Origin of the sequence: Oligoflexus tunisiensis (genome assembly GCF_001748245.1) — a bacterium.
Classification (GTDB): Bacteria; Bdellovibrionota_B; Oligoflexia; order Oligoflexales; family Oligoflexaceae; genus Oligoflexus; species Oligoflexus tunisiensis.
Map to the genome: position 1 here is coordinate 1,414,838 of NZ_BDFO01000001.1, position 18,098 is coordinate 1,432,935.

General features: G+C 55.1%; 16 protein-coding genes. 15 read left to right on the forward strand and 1 reads right to left on the reverse strand.

Going from position 1 to position 18,098, the window contains the following annotated elements:
• The first annotated feature begins 2 nt into the window (after window positions 1–2).
• Both ychF and OLTU_RS06200 read left to right on the forward strand, forming a co-directional pair.
• On the forward strand, window positions 3–1,121 hold the full coding sequence (ychF, locus tag OLTU_RS06195) for a redox-regulated ATPase YchF (RefSeq protein ID WP_141731886.1): 1,119 nt from the start codon (window positions 3–5) through the stop codon (window positions 1,119–1,121).
• Complete coding sequence (locus tag OLTU_RS06200; RefSeq protein WP_141731887.1) at window positions 1,118–1,837, forward strand: hypothetical protein; 720 nt, start codon at window positions 1,118–1,120, stop codon at window positions 1,835–1,837. The genes ychF and OLTU_RS06200 overlap by 4 nt, the downstream gene beginning before the upstream one ends.
• Here the strand turns inward: OLTU_RS06200 and OLTU_RS06205 are convergent.
• The gene (locus OLTU_RS06205; protein ID WP_141731888.1) at window positions 1,824–2,633 is read right to left on the reverse strand and encodes an enoyl-CoA hydratase/isomerase family protein; all 810 of its coding nucleotides are present in this window, start codon (window positions 2,631–2,633) and stop codon (window positions 1,824–1,826) included. The genes OLTU_RS06200 and OLTU_RS06205 overlap by 14 nt on opposite strands.
• A 73-nt stretch (window positions 2,634–2,706) precedes the next feature.
• Between OLTU_RS06205 and OLTU_RS06210 the strand changes: the two genes are divergently transcribed.
• From OLTU_RS06210 to OLTU_RS06270, 13 genes are all read left to right on the forward strand, one after another.
• Window positions 2,707–3,318, forward strand: a complete 612-nt coding sequence (locus OLTU_RS06210; RefSeq protein ID WP_176736380.1) for a shikimate kinase — start codon at window positions 2,707–2,709, stop codon at window positions 3,316–3,318.
• A gap of 191 nt (window positions 3,319–3,509) precedes the next feature.
• A complete protein-coding gene (locus OLTU_RS06215) occupies window positions 3,510–4,514 on the forward strand; it encodes a type II secretion system protein N (protein WP_141731890.1) in 1,005 nt (334 codons plus the stop codon).
• Window positions 4,515–4,524: 10 nt separating this feature from the next.
• The gene (locus OLTU_RS06220; protein ID WP_141731891.1) at window positions 4,525–5,535 is read left to right on the forward strand and encodes a type II secretion system protein N; all 1,011 of its coding nucleotides are present in this window, start codon (window positions 4,525–4,527) and stop codon (window positions 5,533–5,535) included.
• A gap of 61 nt (window positions 5,536–5,596) precedes the next feature.
• Window positions 5,597–8,113, forward strand: a complete 2,517-nt coding sequence (gene gspD, locus OLTU_RS06225; RefSeq protein WP_176736381.1) for a type II secretion system secretin GspD — start codon at window positions 5,597–5,599, stop codon at window positions 8,111–8,113.
• Window positions 8,114–8,149: 36 nt separating this feature from the next.
• Entirely contained in the window at window positions 8,150–9,979 is a 1,830-nt protein-coding gene (gene gspE / locus OLTU_RS06230) for a type II secretion system ATPase GspE (protein ID WP_141731893.1), read from the forward strand.
• Between the two features lie 12 nt (window positions 9,980–9,991).
• On the forward strand, window positions 9,992–11,206 hold the full coding sequence (locus OLTU_RS06235) for a type II secretion system F family protein (RefSeq protein WP_218109872.1): 1,215 nt from the start codon (window positions 9,992–9,994) through the stop codon (window positions 11,204–11,206).
• Window positions 11,207–11,270: 64 nt separating this feature from the next.
• Window positions 11,271–11,753 (forward strand): type II secretion system major pseudopilin GspG, encoded by a 483-nt coding sequence (gene gspG / locus OLTU_RS06240; RefSeq protein ID WP_141731895.1) that lies wholly within the window; start codon window positions 11,271–11,273, stop codon window positions 11,751–11,753.
• A gap of 48 nt (window positions 11,754–11,801) precedes the next feature.
• The gene (locus OLTU_RS06245) at window positions 11,802–12,746 is read left to right on the forward strand and encodes a pilus assembly FimT family protein (RefSeq protein WP_141731896.1); all 945 of its coding nucleotides are present in this window, start codon (window positions 11,802–11,804) and stop codon (window positions 12,744–12,746) included.
• The gene (locus OLTU_RS06250) at window positions 12,730–13,635 is read left to right on the forward strand and encodes a hypothetical protein (RefSeq protein ID WP_141731897.1); all 906 of its coding nucleotides are present in this window, start codon (window positions 12,730–12,732) and stop codon (window positions 13,633–13,635) included. The genes OLTU_RS06245 and OLTU_RS06250 overlap by 17 nt, the downstream gene beginning before the upstream one ends.
• 68 nt (window positions 13,636–13,703) lie before the next feature.
• The gene (locus tag OLTU_RS06255; protein ID WP_141731898.1) at window positions 13,704–14,471 is read left to right on the forward strand and encodes a type II secretion system protein GspJ; all 768 of its coding nucleotides are present in this window, start codon (window positions 13,704–13,706) and stop codon (window positions 14,469–14,471) included.
• A 1-nt stretch (window position 14,472) separates the two neighbouring features.
• Entirely contained in the window at window positions 14,473–15,699 is a 1,227-nt protein-coding gene (locus OLTU_RS06260; RefSeq protein WP_141731899.1) for a type II secretion system minor pseudopilin, read from the forward strand.
• A gap of 72 nt (window positions 15,700–15,771) precedes the next feature.
• A complete protein-coding gene (pilM, locus tag OLTU_RS06265) occupies window positions 15,772–17,445 on the forward strand; it encodes a pilus assembly protein PilM (protein ID WP_141731900.1) in 1,674 nt (557 codons plus the stop codon).
• A complete protein-coding gene (locus tag OLTU_RS06270; protein ID WP_141731901.1) occupies window positions 17,442–18,098 on the forward strand; it encodes a type II secretion system protein M in 657 nt (218 codons plus the stop codon). Before pilM ends, OLTU_RS06270 begins: the two co-directional genes overlap by 4 nt.

Sequence of the window (18,098 nt, forward strand, 5' to 3'; positions counted from 1 at the left end):
CCATGGGTTTTAAATGCGGTATTGTTGGTCTGCCCAACGTCGGCAAGTCGACTATTTTCAATGCTTTGACGTCGGCGGGAGCGGCCTCGGCCAACTATCCGTTTTGTACAATTGACCCCAACGTGGGTCGCGTGGATGTTCCGGATCCGCGGCTGCAGGAACTCGATCGCTATGTGAAGGCCCAGCGCATTGTGCCGGCCAGCATGGAGTTCGTGGATATCGCCGGTCTGGTTCGTGGCGCCTCCAAGGGCGAAGGGCTGGGCAACCAGTTTCTGGGTCACATCAAAAGCACTCATGCGATTGCGCATGTGGTTCGCTGCTTTGATGACAGTGACATCACGCACGTGGAAGGTGGTGTGGATCCGCTCCGCGATATCGAGATCATCAACACCGAGCTCGTGCTTGCGGATATGGGAACGGTTGAGAACGCCAACGGCCGCTATCAAAAACTCATGAAAACCGGCAAGAAGGATATCGTCAAGGTCGCCGAGATGCTGAACGCTCTTCAAAACCATCTGAACGACCTCAAGCCGGCGCGCGTCTTTCCGCTGGCTGATTATGTGGGGGATGAACCCGCGGTTCAGAAGGCCTATGAAGAACTGCATTTGATCACGGCCAAGAGCGTGCTCTACGTTTGCAACGTCGAGGAATCCCTGGCCGATGGATCGCAGGATAATGAATTCACCAAAAAAGTGAAGGAGCATGCGACCCAGGAGAAAGCCGAAGCCGTCATCATCTGTGGCAAGATCGAGGAGGAGCTGAGCCAGCTTTCTCCCGAAGAAAAGAACGAGATGATCAAGGACTTCGGGATGAGTGAACCGGGTTTGAACCGCTTGATCCGTGCCGGTTATAACCTTTTGGGCCTGCAGACCTATTTCACTGCTGGCGAAAAGGAAATTCGCGCCTGGACCATTCACAAAGGGGACAAGGCTCCGGCTGCTGCGGGTGTGATTCACTCGGACTTTGAACGCGGCTTTATCTGTGCCGAGGTTTATACGATCCCTGATCTTGTGAGGGTCGGGGCCCGGGCGAAGCTGAAGGATCAAGGTCTGATTCGGCAGGAAGGCCGTGATTACGTCGTGAAAGACGGCGATGTCATGGAATTCCGCTTCAACGTATGATCTGGACCCTGGACAAGGATGGGGTGCCCCAAGCCCCGTTTCCGGTGTTTCGGCTGGGAGCCTTCTGGGCCTGCGAAACACCGGAGGGTCGTCTTGCAGTCTTCGGACGTCTCCCCTGGGGCGAGCTGCCTCCGCTCTTCACCGATCTTTCCTATGCATCTATTCACTACACCGCCTTTCGAGGCTGGGCGCAAGATCTCTGGCACGACGGACCGCAATTTATCGTGAAGGATGGTGCGGTGCAGAGTTGTGTGCTGCCGGGAACTGCGGCTCCTCTGCCTGCCGTGGGTCGGGCCGATGCCGCGGAATTTTCCCGCTGGCTCAAGGAGCGGGAGGTTTTCGCCTGGAAAAAAAGCCTCGCGCAGGCTTTTCGGGAGCGGCTCGCACTTCCATCGGGAGCGTTTCGTCTGGAAGGTCTGCAGTCGCATCCCACGCACGCCCTCGTCCTTTTGGGTTTGCGTCTGGCGTTTCCGAATACCGTATTTTATGGACTGGATTATCCCGCCGAGCAGAAACCGCAGTGGAAGCGCTACTGCCAAAATTTGAATCTCAGCACCTGGGCGTCCCCACGTCAGCTCCAGGGACTTGAGGTGCTGAATCTTCAAGACCTCGCCCGTCTGTGGCCCGGGGCGCAGGCCCTGACCTTTCTTCAGCAATTGAATCAACGCATCCCGGTGGTGCCTGGAAAGCTGGCCGCTCTTTTCACCCGCCCTTAAACCGGCTCAAAAATTTCTCGTGAGCCGGATGCATCCAGAGCTGCTGAAAAAGATCCAATTCACGTTCCGCCCACTGCGATTTCTTATCGACAAAGGGTCCTTGCAGCATCTTCTTTTGAATCATCACACTCCTGGCGGAAAGCCGCTGGAAATCATCGATCACCGTTGTGATCAGCTGCTCCAGGGCCTCGTCAGTCTCGGCGAGGTCATGGATCAGACCGAGACTTTGCGCGGCGTCAGCAGAAAGTCGCCGGCAGCGCAGAAGAAGGTCAGTGGCACGGGCGAGTCCGACCAGATCCACGAGGCGCTGGCAGCTTGCATAACCGGTGGCCAGACCCACTTCGAGCTGTTTAAAGTGCAGCGAACTTTCCCGCGTGGCCAGGCGCAGATCCGCAGCCAGAGCCAGTTCTGCCCCACCACCGATGGCCGCTCCCTGCACAGCAGCCACGACCGGAATCGGCAGATCCTGCAGAATAAGGCCGATACGCGCCCATTCCGAAGCGTAGGCCCGGCCATCGGCTGGAGCTTCGATCCGGGCCAGCTCCTTCAGATCACCACCGGCAATCCAAATCGGTTGATTCTGGCTCCGCCGAACCGGTTGTGCCCGCAGGATCAGGCAACGATACGGTGGCTCGCTCACGCCCGGCTGGGTGGCGAAAGGCTGCAGCTCCTGTTCGAGCTGCATGCAGAGTTGCAGGAGTTCCGCTCCAATCAAAGGTCCCAGCGCATTCAAGCGATCCGGACGATCAATGGTCCAGACCAGAGCGGAATTCTGCTTTTGGACTGATATGTACATAAATCCCCTTCACCCAGCGGGCCAGCAATGTTAGAAAGAATGATACGGAACAATCTATAGCGGATAACTGATCTTGAAAAAAGTCCTCGAATACCCCACGCTCAATCGCAAGCAGTTCCCAAACATAGTTGTGGTCGGCGCCACAGCGAGCGGCAAAACCACAGTGGCTTATCAGCTCGCGCGGCTGATAGGGTTTGGGGTTTTGGATCTGGACGACTGGATTGAAAAAAAGCAGGGACGCCGCGTCGAAGACATTTTCGCCCAGGAAGGGGAGGATGCCTTTCGTCAAATGGAAACCGACGCGCTTTCCGCCATCGGTGGCATTCTGAATCACATCATTATTCCCGGGGCCGGGGCTGTCGAACGCGAGGAGAATCTCGACCTCATGCGTCGACTCGGACCAACCATCTGGCTGGCTACGCCCATGTCGGAGGTTGTGTATCGCCTGATGCAGAGACCCGAAGAGCTGGAAAAAAGACCCATGCTGATCGAGGCGCGGGACATCACGGATCGGCAGCAGCGCCAGGCCTATCTGGAAGAGCGCCTGGGGCAGATGGAACAACGCCGGGTCGATCGATATCGTCAGGCGGACTATGCCATGACCATAAGTTTTGCCACCGCCGGAACATGCGCACAATTCATCAAGAACCTGCTCCTGTCCACTGAAGTCCCTGACAATGCGTGAATTTGACTTCTTTCTTGCCACGTCTCCAAGGCCGACACGAAAAAAAAACCTCATGCAGGACTAGGCGAATAGCCGAAAGATGCGTTAGGAAAGAGCCTGCGCAATTGTCGTCATATGGGGAGCCCGTGTTGCTTAGCTCTCCTTCATGGGGCGTTTGGTAGAAGCACAATTGCAACGTGCTTAGGGTGGGTATGGAAAGGGTCTTGGTCTCGATCGATCGCAAACAGCTGCTCCGGTTCGTCCGGTTCCTGCGCCGCTTTTCGCTCAAGTGGGTTTGCGCCCTGCTGGCTGCTGCATTCATTCTGGCCAGCGGCCTCTCGCTGTATATGTCCTTCGTATTCCTGCCTGTGGGGAAGAGTTCGCGTCCCAGGACCCGCGTGAGCGCGGAAAGCCTGAAGCTCGATCGAGGGGGCGTGACCAAAGCCGATCAGAACATCATCCTCGAACGCAATATTTTCAATAGCGAAGGCAAGCTGGGGGATGCCATTGACGGTCCCGCCAAAGGCAGTCTGCGCTCATCGGATAAGCTGGTGAAGTCGGACCTGCCCCTGAAGCTGACCGGCGTGATCTTCGCCGGCGATCCCTTCAACGGCCTCGCCATGATCGAAAATACTCAAAAGAAACGCACCAGCAGTTACATGGTCGGTGAAACCATCCAGGACGACGTCAAGCTCGTGGAAGTTTATGATGATCGCGTGATCATCGAGCGTCAGTTGGGACGTGAGTACATTGAGCTGGAAAAATTCGTGATGCCCGCCCCCAATCGTCGCGGCAAGGGTGGAAGACCTGGAGCCCCTGGCACGGCCCTCGATCGTCTGGCTTCCAAGCCGCCTCCTGATTCCTATCAGGAAGAGGGTTTTGAACGCAAAGGCATGAACATCAAACTTACCGATGAATTCAAGCGCAATATCCTGTCGCCGGAAATGTTGACCAAGGTGTTGCAGGACGCCAAGGCTGAACCCAATCTGGTCGGCGGCGAACTCAAAGGCTTCCGTCTCACCCGGATTCGCGAGAATTCGGTGTACGAGAAAGCCGGCTTTCAAAACAACGATATCGTGGAAGAGATCAATGGCATCCCTCTGCGCGATGCCGCTGGTGCCATACGTTTGCTGAATCAGTTGCGCAGTGAAAAGGAAATCGAGGTTCGCCTGAATCGGGGTGGAGTCACACAAAACATGACGATTCAGATTCAATAGGGACGGTTGAATGCAGATTCTGGCTTGGAAAGACAAAGTGCTTGGCTTTTGGCGGTCCTATGAGGATCTGAACCGCCTCCTGCTGGATATTGCCGGGCGCAGTCTTGCCGTTCTGTTCGCTGCCTATATTTGTGCGTCCATCCTGTCCGCGGTCAGCCTTATGTTCCTCTCAGGTACTGCGATGCAACATAGGTTCAAACCGAGGCAGGAGGTTGATCGCCCACGTCTCAGCAAGGACACGAACTATCGGGATTTGCGCAAAGTGATCCTGGCACGCAATATCTTCAACAGCACAGGCGAATTGCCTGAAGAGGCTGACCCCAATGCGGAAGGGGCCGCTGCCGCGACCTTCAATCCCAATGACAAGTGTCAGAAACCTACCGTGAATGTCGACCTTTTGGGAATTATCCACACCGGCAATCCCGAGACCTCTTTGGCGACCGTTCAGGAAAAGGGTTATACTATAGCTGACATCTATCGTGCAGGGGATCGCATCATCGGAAACGAAGCCGCGCTGATCTATGCGATCGAAGAGGGCAAGGTTGTGCTCAACAATAATGGTGTCAAGGAGTGCTTGGAAATCAATTCCTTGCTCGCCGCCAACAAGCCGAATACATCGCCCTCATTGCCTTCAGCCTCAGCCGTTCCCAATGTGGCCTCCAGCCCCGATGCCGGCGCATCCGGTGATTGCGCCACGACGACCGTAACACTGCAAAGCAGCTTCGTGGAGGAATCCCTGGGGCCTGGTTTCTCCAAAATCCTGGAACAGGGGCGCCTCGTGCCCTATCATCGTGACAACATGATGGTTGGCTTTAAGTTGATCGGTGTTAAAGGCGGATCGCTCTGGAGTCAAGTCCATTTGGGCAGTGGTGATGTGATCACGGCCGTCAATGGCACAAGTATGGCGCAACCAGAGAAGGGTTTTGCGGTCTATGAGTCGCTGCAAACGGACAAACAGATTCGCGTGGAATACCTGAAGGGCGGCAAGACGCCTTGCATACAAAACGTTGAAATAAAGTAGCGGGGAGGCTAGTTTGCCAAGTCTTGGAAGGCTGCCTGCTCACACTATGGGGAGATCGAGTGTGATTCGCTTACGAAATCTATCAATTGTGGTTCTTCTGAGTCTTGGGGCTGGGAAAGCCTTGGCTCAGGATGATGATCCACCGCCGACGCCGGAAGAGTCCATGCCGGATGAACCGGAAGGACCGAGCGATAGCCCTCAACTGCCCAATGGCTCGAGTTTTGGTCAACCGAGCAATGGCAACAACGGAAATCGGACCACGCCAGCTCCTGGTGCGGAAAATGTTCCGGAAGGCCAGGAGCTCGTCAGCATCGACTTCCCCGAGCCGACTGAAATCAAGGATATCATCCGCGCTGTTGCGCTTTGGACCGGTAAGAATGTGATTATCGGCAAGGGCGTCAGTGGCAAGGTGCAGATGATTTCGCCGAAGAAGGTAACGAAAGACGAAGCCTACCAGGCCTTCCTTTCCGCCTTGAACGTGCTGGGTTACACCACTGTGGAAACGGGCAAGGTCATCAAAATTCTGCCCACCCGTAACGCCTTGAAGGGCAACCTCCATATTTATCAGGGAACCACCTGGGCGCCACGTACCGACAAGCTGATAACCCAGATTGTGCCGCTGAAATATATCGATGCCAAACAGATCCAGCAGACTCTATCGCAGCTGGTTTCAACCAACTCCATGATCGCCTATCAGCCCACCAACACCCTGATCATCAGTGATACGGGCTATAAGGTTCGCCGCATTCTCCAGATCGTGGAACTTTTGGATGTGGCCGGTCAGCAGCCCAAGGTGGCTCTGGTTCCCATCCGCTATGGTGATGCGAAAACAATTTCCTCCAAGGTTCAGGAAATCCTGCAGGTCTCGGAAACCACCAAACGCGGTGGGCAGTCGAGCAGCAACTCATTCAAAGTCAGCGTGGATGAGCGCTCCAACTCCGTTGTGATTTTTGGACCGCCGCGCACCATCCAGGACGTCAAAGATCTGGTGAAAAAATTCGATTTCCCGGTGGAAGATCCTGCCAACCAGGCTGCCATCCGGGTTCGCTTCCTGGATTATGCGGATGCGAAGAAAGTGGCGACCACCCTTTCCTCGCTGGCTCAGGGCTCGACCAGTACCAGGCGACCCACGACGCCCGTCCGTACGATCGGGCGGACGACCAACAGCCGAACCCGGACGCCAACAGCTGCGGATAGCACATCCCCGGTGGCTGACCTCGGCGATAACGTCAAGATCACTGCGGATGAAAGCTCGAACTCGCTTCTGATCACCGGTTCACGGGCCGCTTATGATGCGATCAACGCGATCGTTCGCAAGCTCGACCGTCGGCGTCCTCAGGTCTATGTGGAAGCGGATATTTTGGATGTGAACCTCGAAGATACCTTTGACTTCGGAACCTCCATCCTCCTGGGAAGCAAGAGCGGCAAGAGCATCCAGTCCTACGGCTGGCAAGGCCAGGGCGTGACGCCTATCGTGGCGGCCTCGTCGATCACCAACACGGGAGCGTCGACCGGTCTTGACACGACGACCAAGGCGGGTGTGGCCAGCGCGTTGAGCAAGGACTTCACCATCGGTGTCCTCGCCGGACAGCCGATTGAAATTCCTGGTATCGGTTCGGTGACCCCCGCGGGTTTGATCACCATGCTGAAATCTGACGGAAATACCCGGGTCCTGTCTTCGCCGCATCTTCTGACCTCGAACAACGAAGTCGCCAAGATCGTGGTGGGTGACAAGCTCTTCTATAAGACGGCCACGCAATCGGCCGCAATCGGTGTCGGCGCCATCGAAAAGGTTGAAAAGGAAGATGTCGACTTGAGCCTGGAGCTAAAGCCCAATATCAGTCACGCGGGCAACTATGTGACCCTGAAGCTTGATCTGGAAGCCAGTGAAGGTCGAATCGACTCCAATACGGACCTGCCCAACGTCAACAAACGCCAGACCTCGCAGCTGGTGACCGTGAAGAATGGACAGACGGCCGTGATCTCGGGTCTGGTGAAGCGTACCGAGTCGGAAATCTATCAAAAGATTCCTCTGCTCGGTGACATTCCGATCCTGGGCTGGCTGTTCCGTAACAGCTCGATCGACAAGAGAACGACCAGTCTGATGATTTTCCTGACTCCGCATATTGTTTATGGAGCCAACGACCTCGCGGCCATCTATGATAAGAAGATTCAGGAACGCGATGATCTGATGGCCAAAGCCTTTGGCACGGATGAAGATGATGAATTCATGAAATCCCTGCCTGACAAGGACGCGGGTCGTTATCGTCCAGATGACGATGATGCCCGTGAAGAGCGTGAGCAGGAAATCCTGCGGCGTCAGCAGCAGGAGGATCGCGGAGAACTTGAAGAAAAACCTGTGCCCAGCCCTGGAATAGGGGAACGTCCTGAAGACCCGACGACGGTTCCCGTGCCTCTTGGCGGTTTCGATGATATGCCCGCACCGACGCCCGGTATGGGTGGAGACGTGGATACAAGCGGCGGCGATCTTCCGCCACCTCCACCGCCGCCACCGGTTGCCGTGCCTCCGACCCCGGAACCCATGGATATGCCGGAGCCAATGGAGCCTCCTGAGTAATAGGGATTTGGGCAGCATGATGAAGGAAGTGGTTCAATGACGGATACGACGGACAATACGGCAAAGAAACCTGAAGCAGCACCTAAGTGGACACGGCTGCCTTCCGTGGATTTTCGTAGCCTGCAGCACAAGACGCTCGGGCAGATTCTGGTTGAGTCCAAGACCATTTCTGAGAAACAGCTGCAGGAAGCGTTGCGTGAGCAGAACGAAGAGGGCAATATCAAAAAGCTCGGTGAAGTTCTGGTCGCCAACAATTATGTCAGCGAAGAGGATATGCTGAAGGCTCTCGCCATTCAGCTGGACCTGCCCTACTACGACCGCCTGCCGATCAATGATATCGATCCCATGCTGGTCGACAACATCCCGATCCAGTTCTGTCGTGACAACAAAATTCTGCCGATCGCCCGGGACGATTTCAATGTCACCGTGGTGGTCGCGGATCCGTTGAATATTCATCCTTTGGATGACTTGCGCCTCATTCTTTCGACCAACATCAACATGATCGTGAGCCCGCCTTCGGTCATCGAGAACAGCATCAACCGGGTGTTCGAACGCGCGAATGATGCTTCACAGAAGGTGCTGGACGAACTCAACGTCGGGGACGTCGGGGATGAAGGCGATCTGGATGAAACGCGTGACCTTTTGGAATCCTCGGATGATGAAAAGCCCATCATCCGTCTGGTGAACAGTCTTCTGGCCCGTGCGGTCAAGGAACGCGCTTCGGATATTCACATCGAACCTCTCGAAAACGAGGTGCTGGTGCGTTTCCGGATCGACGGCATGCTCCAGGATAAGACCCAGATTCAAAAACGCCATGCCGGTTCGCTGGCCTCGCGTATCAAGGTTATTGGCAAGCTGGATATCGCGGAAAAGCGGGTTCCGCAGGACGGTCGTATTTCGATCAAGGTCGCCGGCAAGGATATCGACGTTCGTCTGTCGGTCATTCCCGTGGCCTTTGGCGAACGTATCGTGATGCGTCTTCTCGATAAGTCTTCGGGCGGTAAACGCCTGGATCAGATGGGTCTTGAAAAACGCACCTATGATGCCCTCGGATCCTTGATTGAGCAGAAGCACGGGATCGTGCTGGTGACCGGTCCCACGGGTTCCGGTAAATCAACCCTGCTTTACGCCTGTCTGATGCATATCAACACCAGTGATATCAACATTCTGACCATCGAGGACCCGGTCGAATACCAGGTCTCGGGCGTGGGTCAGATCGAAGTGAAAGATAAGATCGGCATGACCTTCGCCAGCGGTCTGCGCGCGATTCTGCGTCAGGACCCGGATGTGATCATGATCGGTGAGATTCGTGACGCGGAAACGGCCCGCATCGCGGTCCAGGCTTCGATCACGGGTCACCTTGTGCTTTCGACCCTTCACACCAACGATACGGCCTCAACCGTGACCCGCTTCCTCGATTTCGGGGTGCAGCCTTTCCAGCTTTCCTCCGCTGTGCTCGGGATCGTGGCCACGCGTCTTCTGCGGCGCCTTTGCCAAAACTGCCGCGAAGCCTATGACCCCAGCGATGTCGAGCTGCATCAGATCGGGATCAAACGCGCGGACCTCAAGGGTCGGCAAATCTATCGGGCCGGTCATGGCTGTGACCGCTGCTTCGGGATCGGTTATCATGGACGTATCGGTGTTTACGAGCTGATGGTCTTTGACGAAGAAATGCGCACGCTGATCATGCAAACTCAGGATGCCAAAACCATCAAGAAGCGTGCGGTTGATAAAGGCATGATTACCCTGCGTGACGCCGCCTTGCATAAGGTTGTTACCGGTGACACCTCATTGGATGAGGCTGTGCGGAAAACCCAGACGGACGAACTCGAAATCGAAATGAGTGGCGTCATAGAGAAGGGGTAAGTCCAGATGCCGATGTACAGTTACAAGGGCTACGATGCGGCCAGTGGCGCGAACGTCAAAGGTCGTATTGATGCCGACTCCGAGCGCTCGGCTCGCGCGACCCTGCGGCAAAGACAAAAGATTATCGTCGCCGAAATCAAAGAGGAAAAGGCCTCGACCACCAAAAGTAGTGGACTCAGTCTGACGCAACGGGGCGTGAGTCTCGATGAACTCTCTGTGATGGTTCGTCAGTTCGCCACTCTGCAGAATGCCTATGTGCCCGTTGATGAGTCCCTCAAGGCACTGGTCAGTCAGGTCGATAATGATGCCCTGCGGAACACCCTGTCTTCTGTGAAGGATATGGTATCTGAGGGCAAGTCCCTGGCCGAGGCTTCGTCAACTTATCCTAATATTTTTAATAAGTTATATATAAACATGGTGAAGGCCGGCGAATCGTCGGGTACGCTCGGCCTTGTCCTCGAACGTCTGGCCGACTTCATGGAATACCAGGTCCAGGTGCGTGGAAGAATCGTACAGGCCATGGTGTATCCATCGATCATGATCGTCGCCTCGCTCAGCATCGTGGTCTTCCTTTTGGTGGTTATTGTTCCGAAATTGGCCAAGGTTTTCCAGAGCATGAAGGTGCAGGTGCCATGGTATACGGAGCTCCTCATCAATTTTTCAGGCTTTCTGAATGATTATTGGTTCATTCCTCCGGTTCTCCTGGTGGTGGGTTTCATCCTCGGCCGTAGCTGGCTGAATTCGCCCAAGGGACGTCGGAAGTTCGATCATTGGCTGATATCAGCCCCCATACTCGGGCCGGTGTTTATGATGCTCGCGGTTTCGCGTTTCACCAAAACCCTCTCGACGATGTTATCATCCGGCGTGCCGATCATTCCCGCTTTGGATATCACGAAGAACGTTGTGAACAACATGATCCTGACTGAGGTTCTGGAGCAGGCCAAGATTGATGTACAGGAAGGGAATAGTCTGGCCTCCACGATTAACAAAAGTGGAGTATTCCCCGGGCTGGTGACCCACATGATCGCGACCGGGGAAAAAACCGGTGAGATGGTGACCATGCTCGCTCACGTGGCCAAGGCTTATGACGCGGAAGTGGAGCGCAAGATTACCAAACTGGTCACTCTGATTGAGCCGATCATGATGTTTTTCCTTATGATCATCGCCGTTGGCGTCATCGTCGGCATGATTATGCCTATGATGGACATTATGAAGCAGATCAAGTAGCAGTTGGGCTTGGCCGTCAAAAGTGCTATCAAAGTGGAAACGTTTTTTGGAAGGAGACGAAGTGATGATACTGAAGCGTTTAAAACGAGTCTTGCAGCGACCCTTTGGACCTGTTGGTGAAAGCGAGCGCGGCATGACAATCATCGAGATCCTGATCGTGATCGCGCTGATGAGCACGATCATGGCTGTGCTCGTCAACAACATGCTCGATAAAGGTGATGATGCCAAGAGGGATCTGGCGGCCGTGAGCATGGGGTCGCTGAAGAACGCCCTCGATATGTACCGTTTGAAAAACTCCCGTTATCCCACGACGGATGAAGGCCTGCAGGCTTTGCTGGAAGCTCCGGCGACCGCAAAAAACTGGGGTGGCCCCTATGTTGAACCCAATCAGATCAACGATCCCTGGGGTCAGCCTTACCGTTATGAATCGAACGGACCCAAAAACTTCAAGATCATCAGCGTCGGAGCAGACGGATCGGAAGGCACGGAAGACGATGTCTACTATCCACCCGAAGCGGCTCCCAAAGCTGGCGGTGAACCAGAATAACAATTGGAATTGATCCTGCCATGACGCTGCAGGTCTGGGAATGAGGCTATGATGCAAGCGAGGAGGCGCCGACTCAATTCGCGCCTGCGGCGCGTGACACAGGTCGGCTTTCAGACCATAGACGGCTTTCAGACGAAGGACGGCTATCAGACCAAGGACGGCTATCAGTCGCCACACACGCCTGACAGCCAACCCACCATGACCCATGACACACCTTGCACCCGGCGACCTTGGGCCGGGGAAGGTGGGTTCAGTTTGATGGAAATGATCATCGTCATCGCCCTCGCGGCGTTGATGTTTGTGATGGCCGCTCCGAGTTTTACCATCACCGAAGAAACCGAGGCTGCCCAGAAACTGGGGGCCCTGGCGGGTGATATCCGCGCGGCCTATGATACGACGGTGTTGAGCCGAAAACCGCATCGCCTCGTCTTTGCGTTTGGCACCGGCGACTACTGGCTGGAAACCACCGATCGCGAAGACTTCTATATGGGCGATGAGAAACTGGATCGTGATCCGACGCCCGAAGAGGTCAAGGACCGCCTGGAGGTTTTCGAAGAGGAGTTCGAACAGTATAAACTCCTGGCGGGCAAGGAAGTCGACGACCCGGAAGAGGAGCGAACCATCCCGCCGACCTCGCCTTTGTTGGCCGCCAAGGACAAAATCGCCCCCGTGGAATGGAAGGCGGTCGAGGACGCTGAATGGAGTGTCCGCAAGCTCGGACCCCAGTTTGCCATTCGCAGTATGCAGGCCGAACACCACGGCCGCTTGCAAACCTTTGAAGAACTTGGCAGCGAAGCCGTTGCTTACCTTTATTTTTTCCCGCAGGGTTATGTGGAACGCGCCGTGATTCATATCGCGCCCGGTGATCCGGACGATCGCGAACGCTATGATGAGCGCACCTATACCCTGGTCACGGAACCTTATGAAGGGCTGGCCGAGATTTCATCTGGATATCAAGAGGTGGACATAACCCGTGATGAAAGAGCTCGTTAATAAAAATCCCCGCGAGCTGAGTTTCACCATCTTTGAAACGATCGTCGCTGTTGGTTTGCTGATGGCCTTCGCCTTGGAAATGGCGGGAGGGCAGGGCAATATTGTGAACAAGGTGGAGTACGCCCGGCGTTCCAATGATGCCATCTGGCTGGCCAAGCGCATCATGGCCCAGGTCGAGTACAACTACCAGACCATGGAACTGAAGGAGCTGGAGACGACGACTTCGGTGAAGGACAAGGAATTCGCCGACCTCCGGGAAGAAACGGAAATTGATTATCGCTATAGCGTCGATATCCAGGAATGGAAGTTCCCGCTCTTCGATTTTCTGATGAACGGCGGCCTGAAGAGCGAGGAAGAGGAAAACGATCCCACCCGGGAGGAACAGGACCCCGCGGCGGCCGCCATTCCGGGGCTGGACGCGATCCTCAATCAGATCTTCCAGGGCCACATTATGAAAATTGCCCATGTGGAAGTCAGCTGGCCGGATGGCGCGCGGCGTGAAAGCGTGAGCCTGACCTATCTATTGACCAATAACAAGGCCCTGGACGAATACCTCTTCACCAAAAAAGGTGTGTTTGATGGCGTGATCAAGAAAATGCAGGGGAGCAATGCCCCTCAGATCGCCACAGGTCCCACCTGCGTTCCCGCCGATGGGGAGGGCGCCGTCAATGCCCCGGGTGGTGGTGGCTGTATCCGCGCGGGCAATGTTCTGAGGCGGCCCGATGGCTCCCTTTACGCCGAGGACGGTACCCTGATCGCAGGACCACCGACCATGACGCCTACGCCAGGAGGTGGAACTCCGCCAGGCACCCCGCCGACGCCGGGGTCGGGCGGCACCCCGCCGCCAACTCCAAACCAGCCCAATGGTGGCGGCGCACCCAATCAGTGATCATTCAGCCTCGTCTCATCAAGGGCGTGCGATATTAAAAAGTGAACGAACGAGCAGGAAGACAGAGAGTGCGATTCGGACAGGACAAAATGGGACTGATGAGCGAGGAATCCGGGATGACCCTCCTGGAGATCATTATTTCCATCACTCTGCTTTTGGTTATGACCATCTCCACTTCCAGTCTTTTGACCAACGGCATCGACATGCGTCTGGAACTGTCGCAGCGGTCGAAAGTCAACCATCGCCTGGCGATCGCGATGCAAAGGATCACCGACGACCTCCAGCATGCCTTTCTTTTGAACTTCAAACGCCAGGAATATCTCGACTACGTGACCACCCGGGCGACCAAATCCCTGTTTATGGTCCGGCCTTGGGAAAATAACAGTGAGCTGCGTCTGACGACCCTCACCCATAAGCCGCGCGTAGCCAGCGCCCATGAATCCGATCAGACCTTTGTCGTCTATCGCATCGAGAAGGATAAGGACAACCAGCGTCCTCATCTTTTTCGCGGCGAAACCCCCATGATTCCCATGAATTTCGAGGACGACGTGCCCATGGTGGTGCTGGCCAAGAACATCAAGGCCCTGCGCATTTCCCCCTGGAATGGGGAGAAGTGGATCGAGGAATGGAATACAGGCCGCGCCGACTGGCGTGACAGCCTTCCCCGTATGGTGAAGGTGGAAGTCGATGCCTATACGAATGAACTCCCGGACGAAACCAGCCAGTACGCGGAAGGAGATCCCATCACCACGCTGCGGACGGTGGTGATGATTCCGCGTGCGGTCGATACCAAGGAAGTCAAGGATCGCTCGAAAACTCTGAAGTGGGATCATTGATTTGAAAAAGCTGCGATGGAAAACATCCATTCCCAAGCCGCATACCTTCCTGGGTTTTCCAGTGGGTGAACCTCAGTCGGGTGAGCGCAAAAGTCCCAGGGAACGTGGGATCGCGATGATCGTCGTGATGTTCATGATTACCTTGATGGCTCTTTTCAGCGCGGACATGATTGTGAATTCCGCGGTCGATGCCCAGCTGGCGTCCGCCAATCGCGATAATTTGAAGGCCGAATATGTCGCCAAATCCGGAGTCAACCTTGCCACCTTCCTTTTGATGGCGGATCTTGCGATCGACCTTGGCACGTATGAACTCCAGCAGACGATGCCGACCGATGGCCCCAGTGATTTCTGGGGGATGCTGAACGGCTTTCCGATCGGTGCGCAATCGCTGGAGATGGCCTCGCAGATGCAGGAGGCCTTTGACCTCAGCTCGATCGCTGACACCTCGGTGATGGATGCGCTCAAACTCTTCGATGGGGCCTTTGTTCTGAATGTCGCTGATGAAAGTTCCAAGTTGAATATCAATTACCTGTCGGGCAGGGACACCATCTATGCGACGATGCTGAAGGCTCTGATGAGCTGCCCGGCGGAAAAGGAATACCTCGAGAAGAAAAAGATCAATGTCCCCGAACTGGTCGCCTATATCCGCGACTGGGCGGACCTGGACGAGCGTCCCTCCGAGGATTCCGCCAAAAGCAGCGAGGACGACGTCTATGCGGATCGGGTGCCGAAGATGGAGGCCAAGAATGCACCCTTCGATACCCTGGAGGAGCTGCGGGTTATCCCAGGCTGGGACGTCGATATGCATACAATTTTCGCGCCCTACCTGACCGTTTATCCGATTCCTGTCGCCACGACCGGCGCGGCCCGGACCCCGATCAATTTCAATACGACCTCCCGGGAATTCCTGGGCTGTCTCTTCCCCAAGGCCACCACGGACTGTGCCGAGCAATCCGTGTCTCACTTCACTGAACTTGAGGAAAACGGACCAGCCACCTCGATGGAGCAGATTCAGGACAAATTGAAAAACGCGTTCTGTGCCGAAAATGATGAAATGGCAAAAAAATTCACATTTCGGTCCGATCTCTATCGGGTTAAGGTACAGGCCGAAGTTTTCGGGCAGCACAAGACCATCGAACTGGTCCTGCAAAGGAAGCTGCCGGATGCCGACGACAACAAAATTCAGTACAAGGCAGCCTACCGCTATCTTTACTGGAAAATGTTATAGAATGGATCTGGGGGCAACCAGGGTCACCCCCACAATCTTTATATTGCCAGCGACCAGGACGGAAACGCTTCTATGCAAAAAGTCATAGGCCTCGACATCGGCAGTTATTCGATCAAAGCCATCGAGATTGTCAATACCTTCAAGTCCTACGAAGTCGTGAACTTCTACGAGACCGTCATTCCCAATCTCGACGGTGTCCCGCTCGATGCGATCGTGCCGATCTGTATGGAACAGCTGTTCCAGGAACATAATCTGACTGCTGACCGTATTATCACCGCCATGCCGGGGCAGTTTATCTCGTCCCGGGTAATCCCCTTTTCCTTCAGCGACCCGCGCAAGATTCAGCAATCCATCGCGGTCGAACTCGAAGAATATGTGCCGTTCAACATGGAAGACATGATCGTCGATCATCAGATCCTCGGTCATTCCAAAGGGCAGACCATGGCCCTTGCGGTCATGACCCGCAAGGCCTTTCTCAGAAACTTCCTGGATCTTTTGAGCCGGGTGAATATCGATCCCAAACTGGTCGATGTCGACAGTCTGGCCTTTTATAACCTTTGCCCGACCATCGTCGCCCAGGAGAACGAGTGCTTTGCCCTGGTCGATGTGGGGAACGAGAAAACCTCGGTCTGTATCATCAAAGGCGGCGTGCTCCGCATGTTCCGCTCCATCAACCTCGGTGGGCGTTATATCACCGACTTTCTGTCCCGTGATCTGGAGTGCAGCTTCCATGAGGCCCAGCGCGCCAAGCACGAAGTCAGTGCGGTCTTTCATACCAACTACCGCGGCGAGGACCTGAACGAGCGCGACCAGCGCATTGCCGAGCGGACAACGCTGGCGGCTCATGCCATCGTGAAGGAACTCGGCCGGACCTTTTATGCCTATAAAACCTGGGACAAGGAACCCATCAATCGGGTGATCCTGACCGGTGGAACGTCCAAACTTCAGCACTTTGATAAGTTTCTGACTGATCAGCTCGAGCTGAACTTTGAAAAGTTTGATATCGCGCGGACCAATATCAGCATCAACCCAGCCCTGGAAAACAAGCAGGAAATCCTGCCGCAAAGTCTCGCGATCGGCCTCAGGGCTGTCACCAACCTGAAAAAGCATTCGCAGATCAACCTGCGTCGTGGCGAGTTCGCCTACGTCCAGAACTACGAATACATCATGAAAGGCGTGGCCCAGGCCTTCAAGGTGATCTCGCTGGTGCTGGTCCTTTTGATGTTCACGTATATCGTGAAGTATTACTTCTATAATCAGCAGATTGAGAAGGTGAAGCAGCAGTACGTTCAGGAATTCCTTATCAACTTCCCTGAGCTCAAGAAGAAATACTCCAACACGAATATCACCTTCAAAAAACTGCGTTCGGACGCCGAAGGCAAATTGAGGACCGGCATTCGCGACAAGCAGGCCGCCGTCTCGGAATTCGTTCTGGCCAACAGCGAAAGCGGGCCCCTGCGGGTGCTGAAGGAAATCAGCGAGGTCGTTCCCAAGACGGTCAAGATTGATGTGACCGAGTTTGATTTCCGTTCCACCCAGCCGGGTGCCGGCAAACTCACCATGCGGGCGGAAACGGATAACTTCGCGTCCCAGTCGGCTATCATCGAGGCTCTGGGTAAAACCAAGTCCCTGCGCAAGGTCGAGGAAAAAAGTTCGGGTGCCAAGCCCGGATCGGACGGCAAGGTGATCGAGTTCACCATCCAGGCGGAATATGTTCATCCCAACAGTGAGGCGGCCCAATTATGAGCGCTTTGCAGAATGTTCGTGACTCCATTCAATCGCTGGTGGCCCGTGTGGTCGACCGGGTTCGTCGTTCGCTCTTTGGTGCCAACAATGAGCGCATCGACTTTATCATGGACAGTTTTTACAAACTGTCCCCCGAGCATCAAACCGGTGTGCTGGCGGGTGCCGCTGGGCTTCTCCTGGTCTTTGTGCTGGGAGCTTTTACCATCTACTATACCCGCATCAATGCGCTGGAGGATGAACTCAATGCCAGCTTTGATGCGCTGACGGAAGTGCGGGGCCTCAGCTCCACCTATGAGCAGGAATTGAAGCGTTACCAGGAACTGAAATCGGCGATCAGCCGCAGCGCCGCGGACTTCAAGCCCAAGCCTTTCTTTGAAAGCAAAGCCAATCAGGTCGGTGTTCAGATTGCCGACCTGCGTTCGCAGGACACGGAAATTCCCGCAGAAAGCCCCCTCGCGGCGGATTTCCGCTATACGCAGGTCGAGTTCAAACTGCCCAAAGTCTCCTTGCCGCGCCTTCTGAAGTTCATGGAGGAAGTGGAAAAATCCAATGGGAGCCTCAATGTGCACAGTCTGCAGATCCGCACACGCTATGGGGATCGTCTGTTCTTTGAGACCAACGCGAAAGTTATTGCTTATAAGACAGGGGGATAA

Excerpts from the sequence above, each read along its gene's own strand:
- ychF (WP_141731886.1), top strand. The coding sequence starts at position 3 with ATGGGTTTTAAATGCGGTATTGTTGGTCTGCCCAACGTCGGCAAGTCG.
- OLTU_RS06200 (WP_141731887.1), top strand. The coding sequence starts at position 1,118 with ATGATCTGGACCCTGGACAAGGATGGGGTGCCCCAAGCCCCGTTTCCG.
- OLTU_RS06205 (WP_141731888.1), bottom strand. The coding sequence starts at position 2,633 with ATGTACATATCAGTCCAAAAGCAGAATTCCGCTCTGGTCTGGACCATT.
- OLTU_RS06215 (WP_141731890.1), top strand. The coding sequence starts at position 3,510 with ATGGAAAGGGTCTTGGTCTCGATCGATCGCAAACAGCTGCTCCGGTTC.
- OLTU_RS06220 (WP_141731891.1), top strand. The coding sequence starts at position 4,525 with ATGCAGATTCTGGCTTGGAAAGACAAAGTGCTTGGCTTTTGGCGGTCC.
- gspE (WP_141731893.1), top strand. The coding sequence starts at position 8,150 with ATGACGGATACGACGGACAATACGGCAAAGAAACCTGAAGCAGCACCT.
- OLTU_RS06235 (WP_218109872.1), top strand. The coding sequence starts at position 9,992 with ATGTACAGTTACAAGGGCTACGATGCGGCCAGTGGCGCGAACGTCAAA.
- gspG (WP_141731895.1), top strand. The coding sequence starts at position 11,271 with ATGATACTGAAGCGTTTAAAACGAGTCTTGCAGCGACCCTTTGGACCT.
- OLTU_RS06245 (WP_141731896.1), top strand. The coding sequence starts at position 11,802 with ATGATGCAAGCGAGGAGGCGCCGACTCAATTCGCGCCTGCGGCGCGTG.
- OLTU_RS06250 (WP_141731897.1), top strand. The coding sequence starts at position 12,730 with ATGAAAGAGCTCGTTAATAAAAATCCCCGCGAGCTGAGTTTCACCATC.
- pilM (WP_141731900.1), top strand. The coding sequence starts at position 15,772 with ATGCAAAAAGTCATAGGCCTCGACATCGGCAGTTATTCGATCAAAGCC.
- OLTU_RS06270 (WP_141731901.1), top strand. The coding sequence starts at position 17,442 with ATGAGCGCTTTGCAGAATGTTCGTGACTCCATTCAATCGCTGGTGGCC.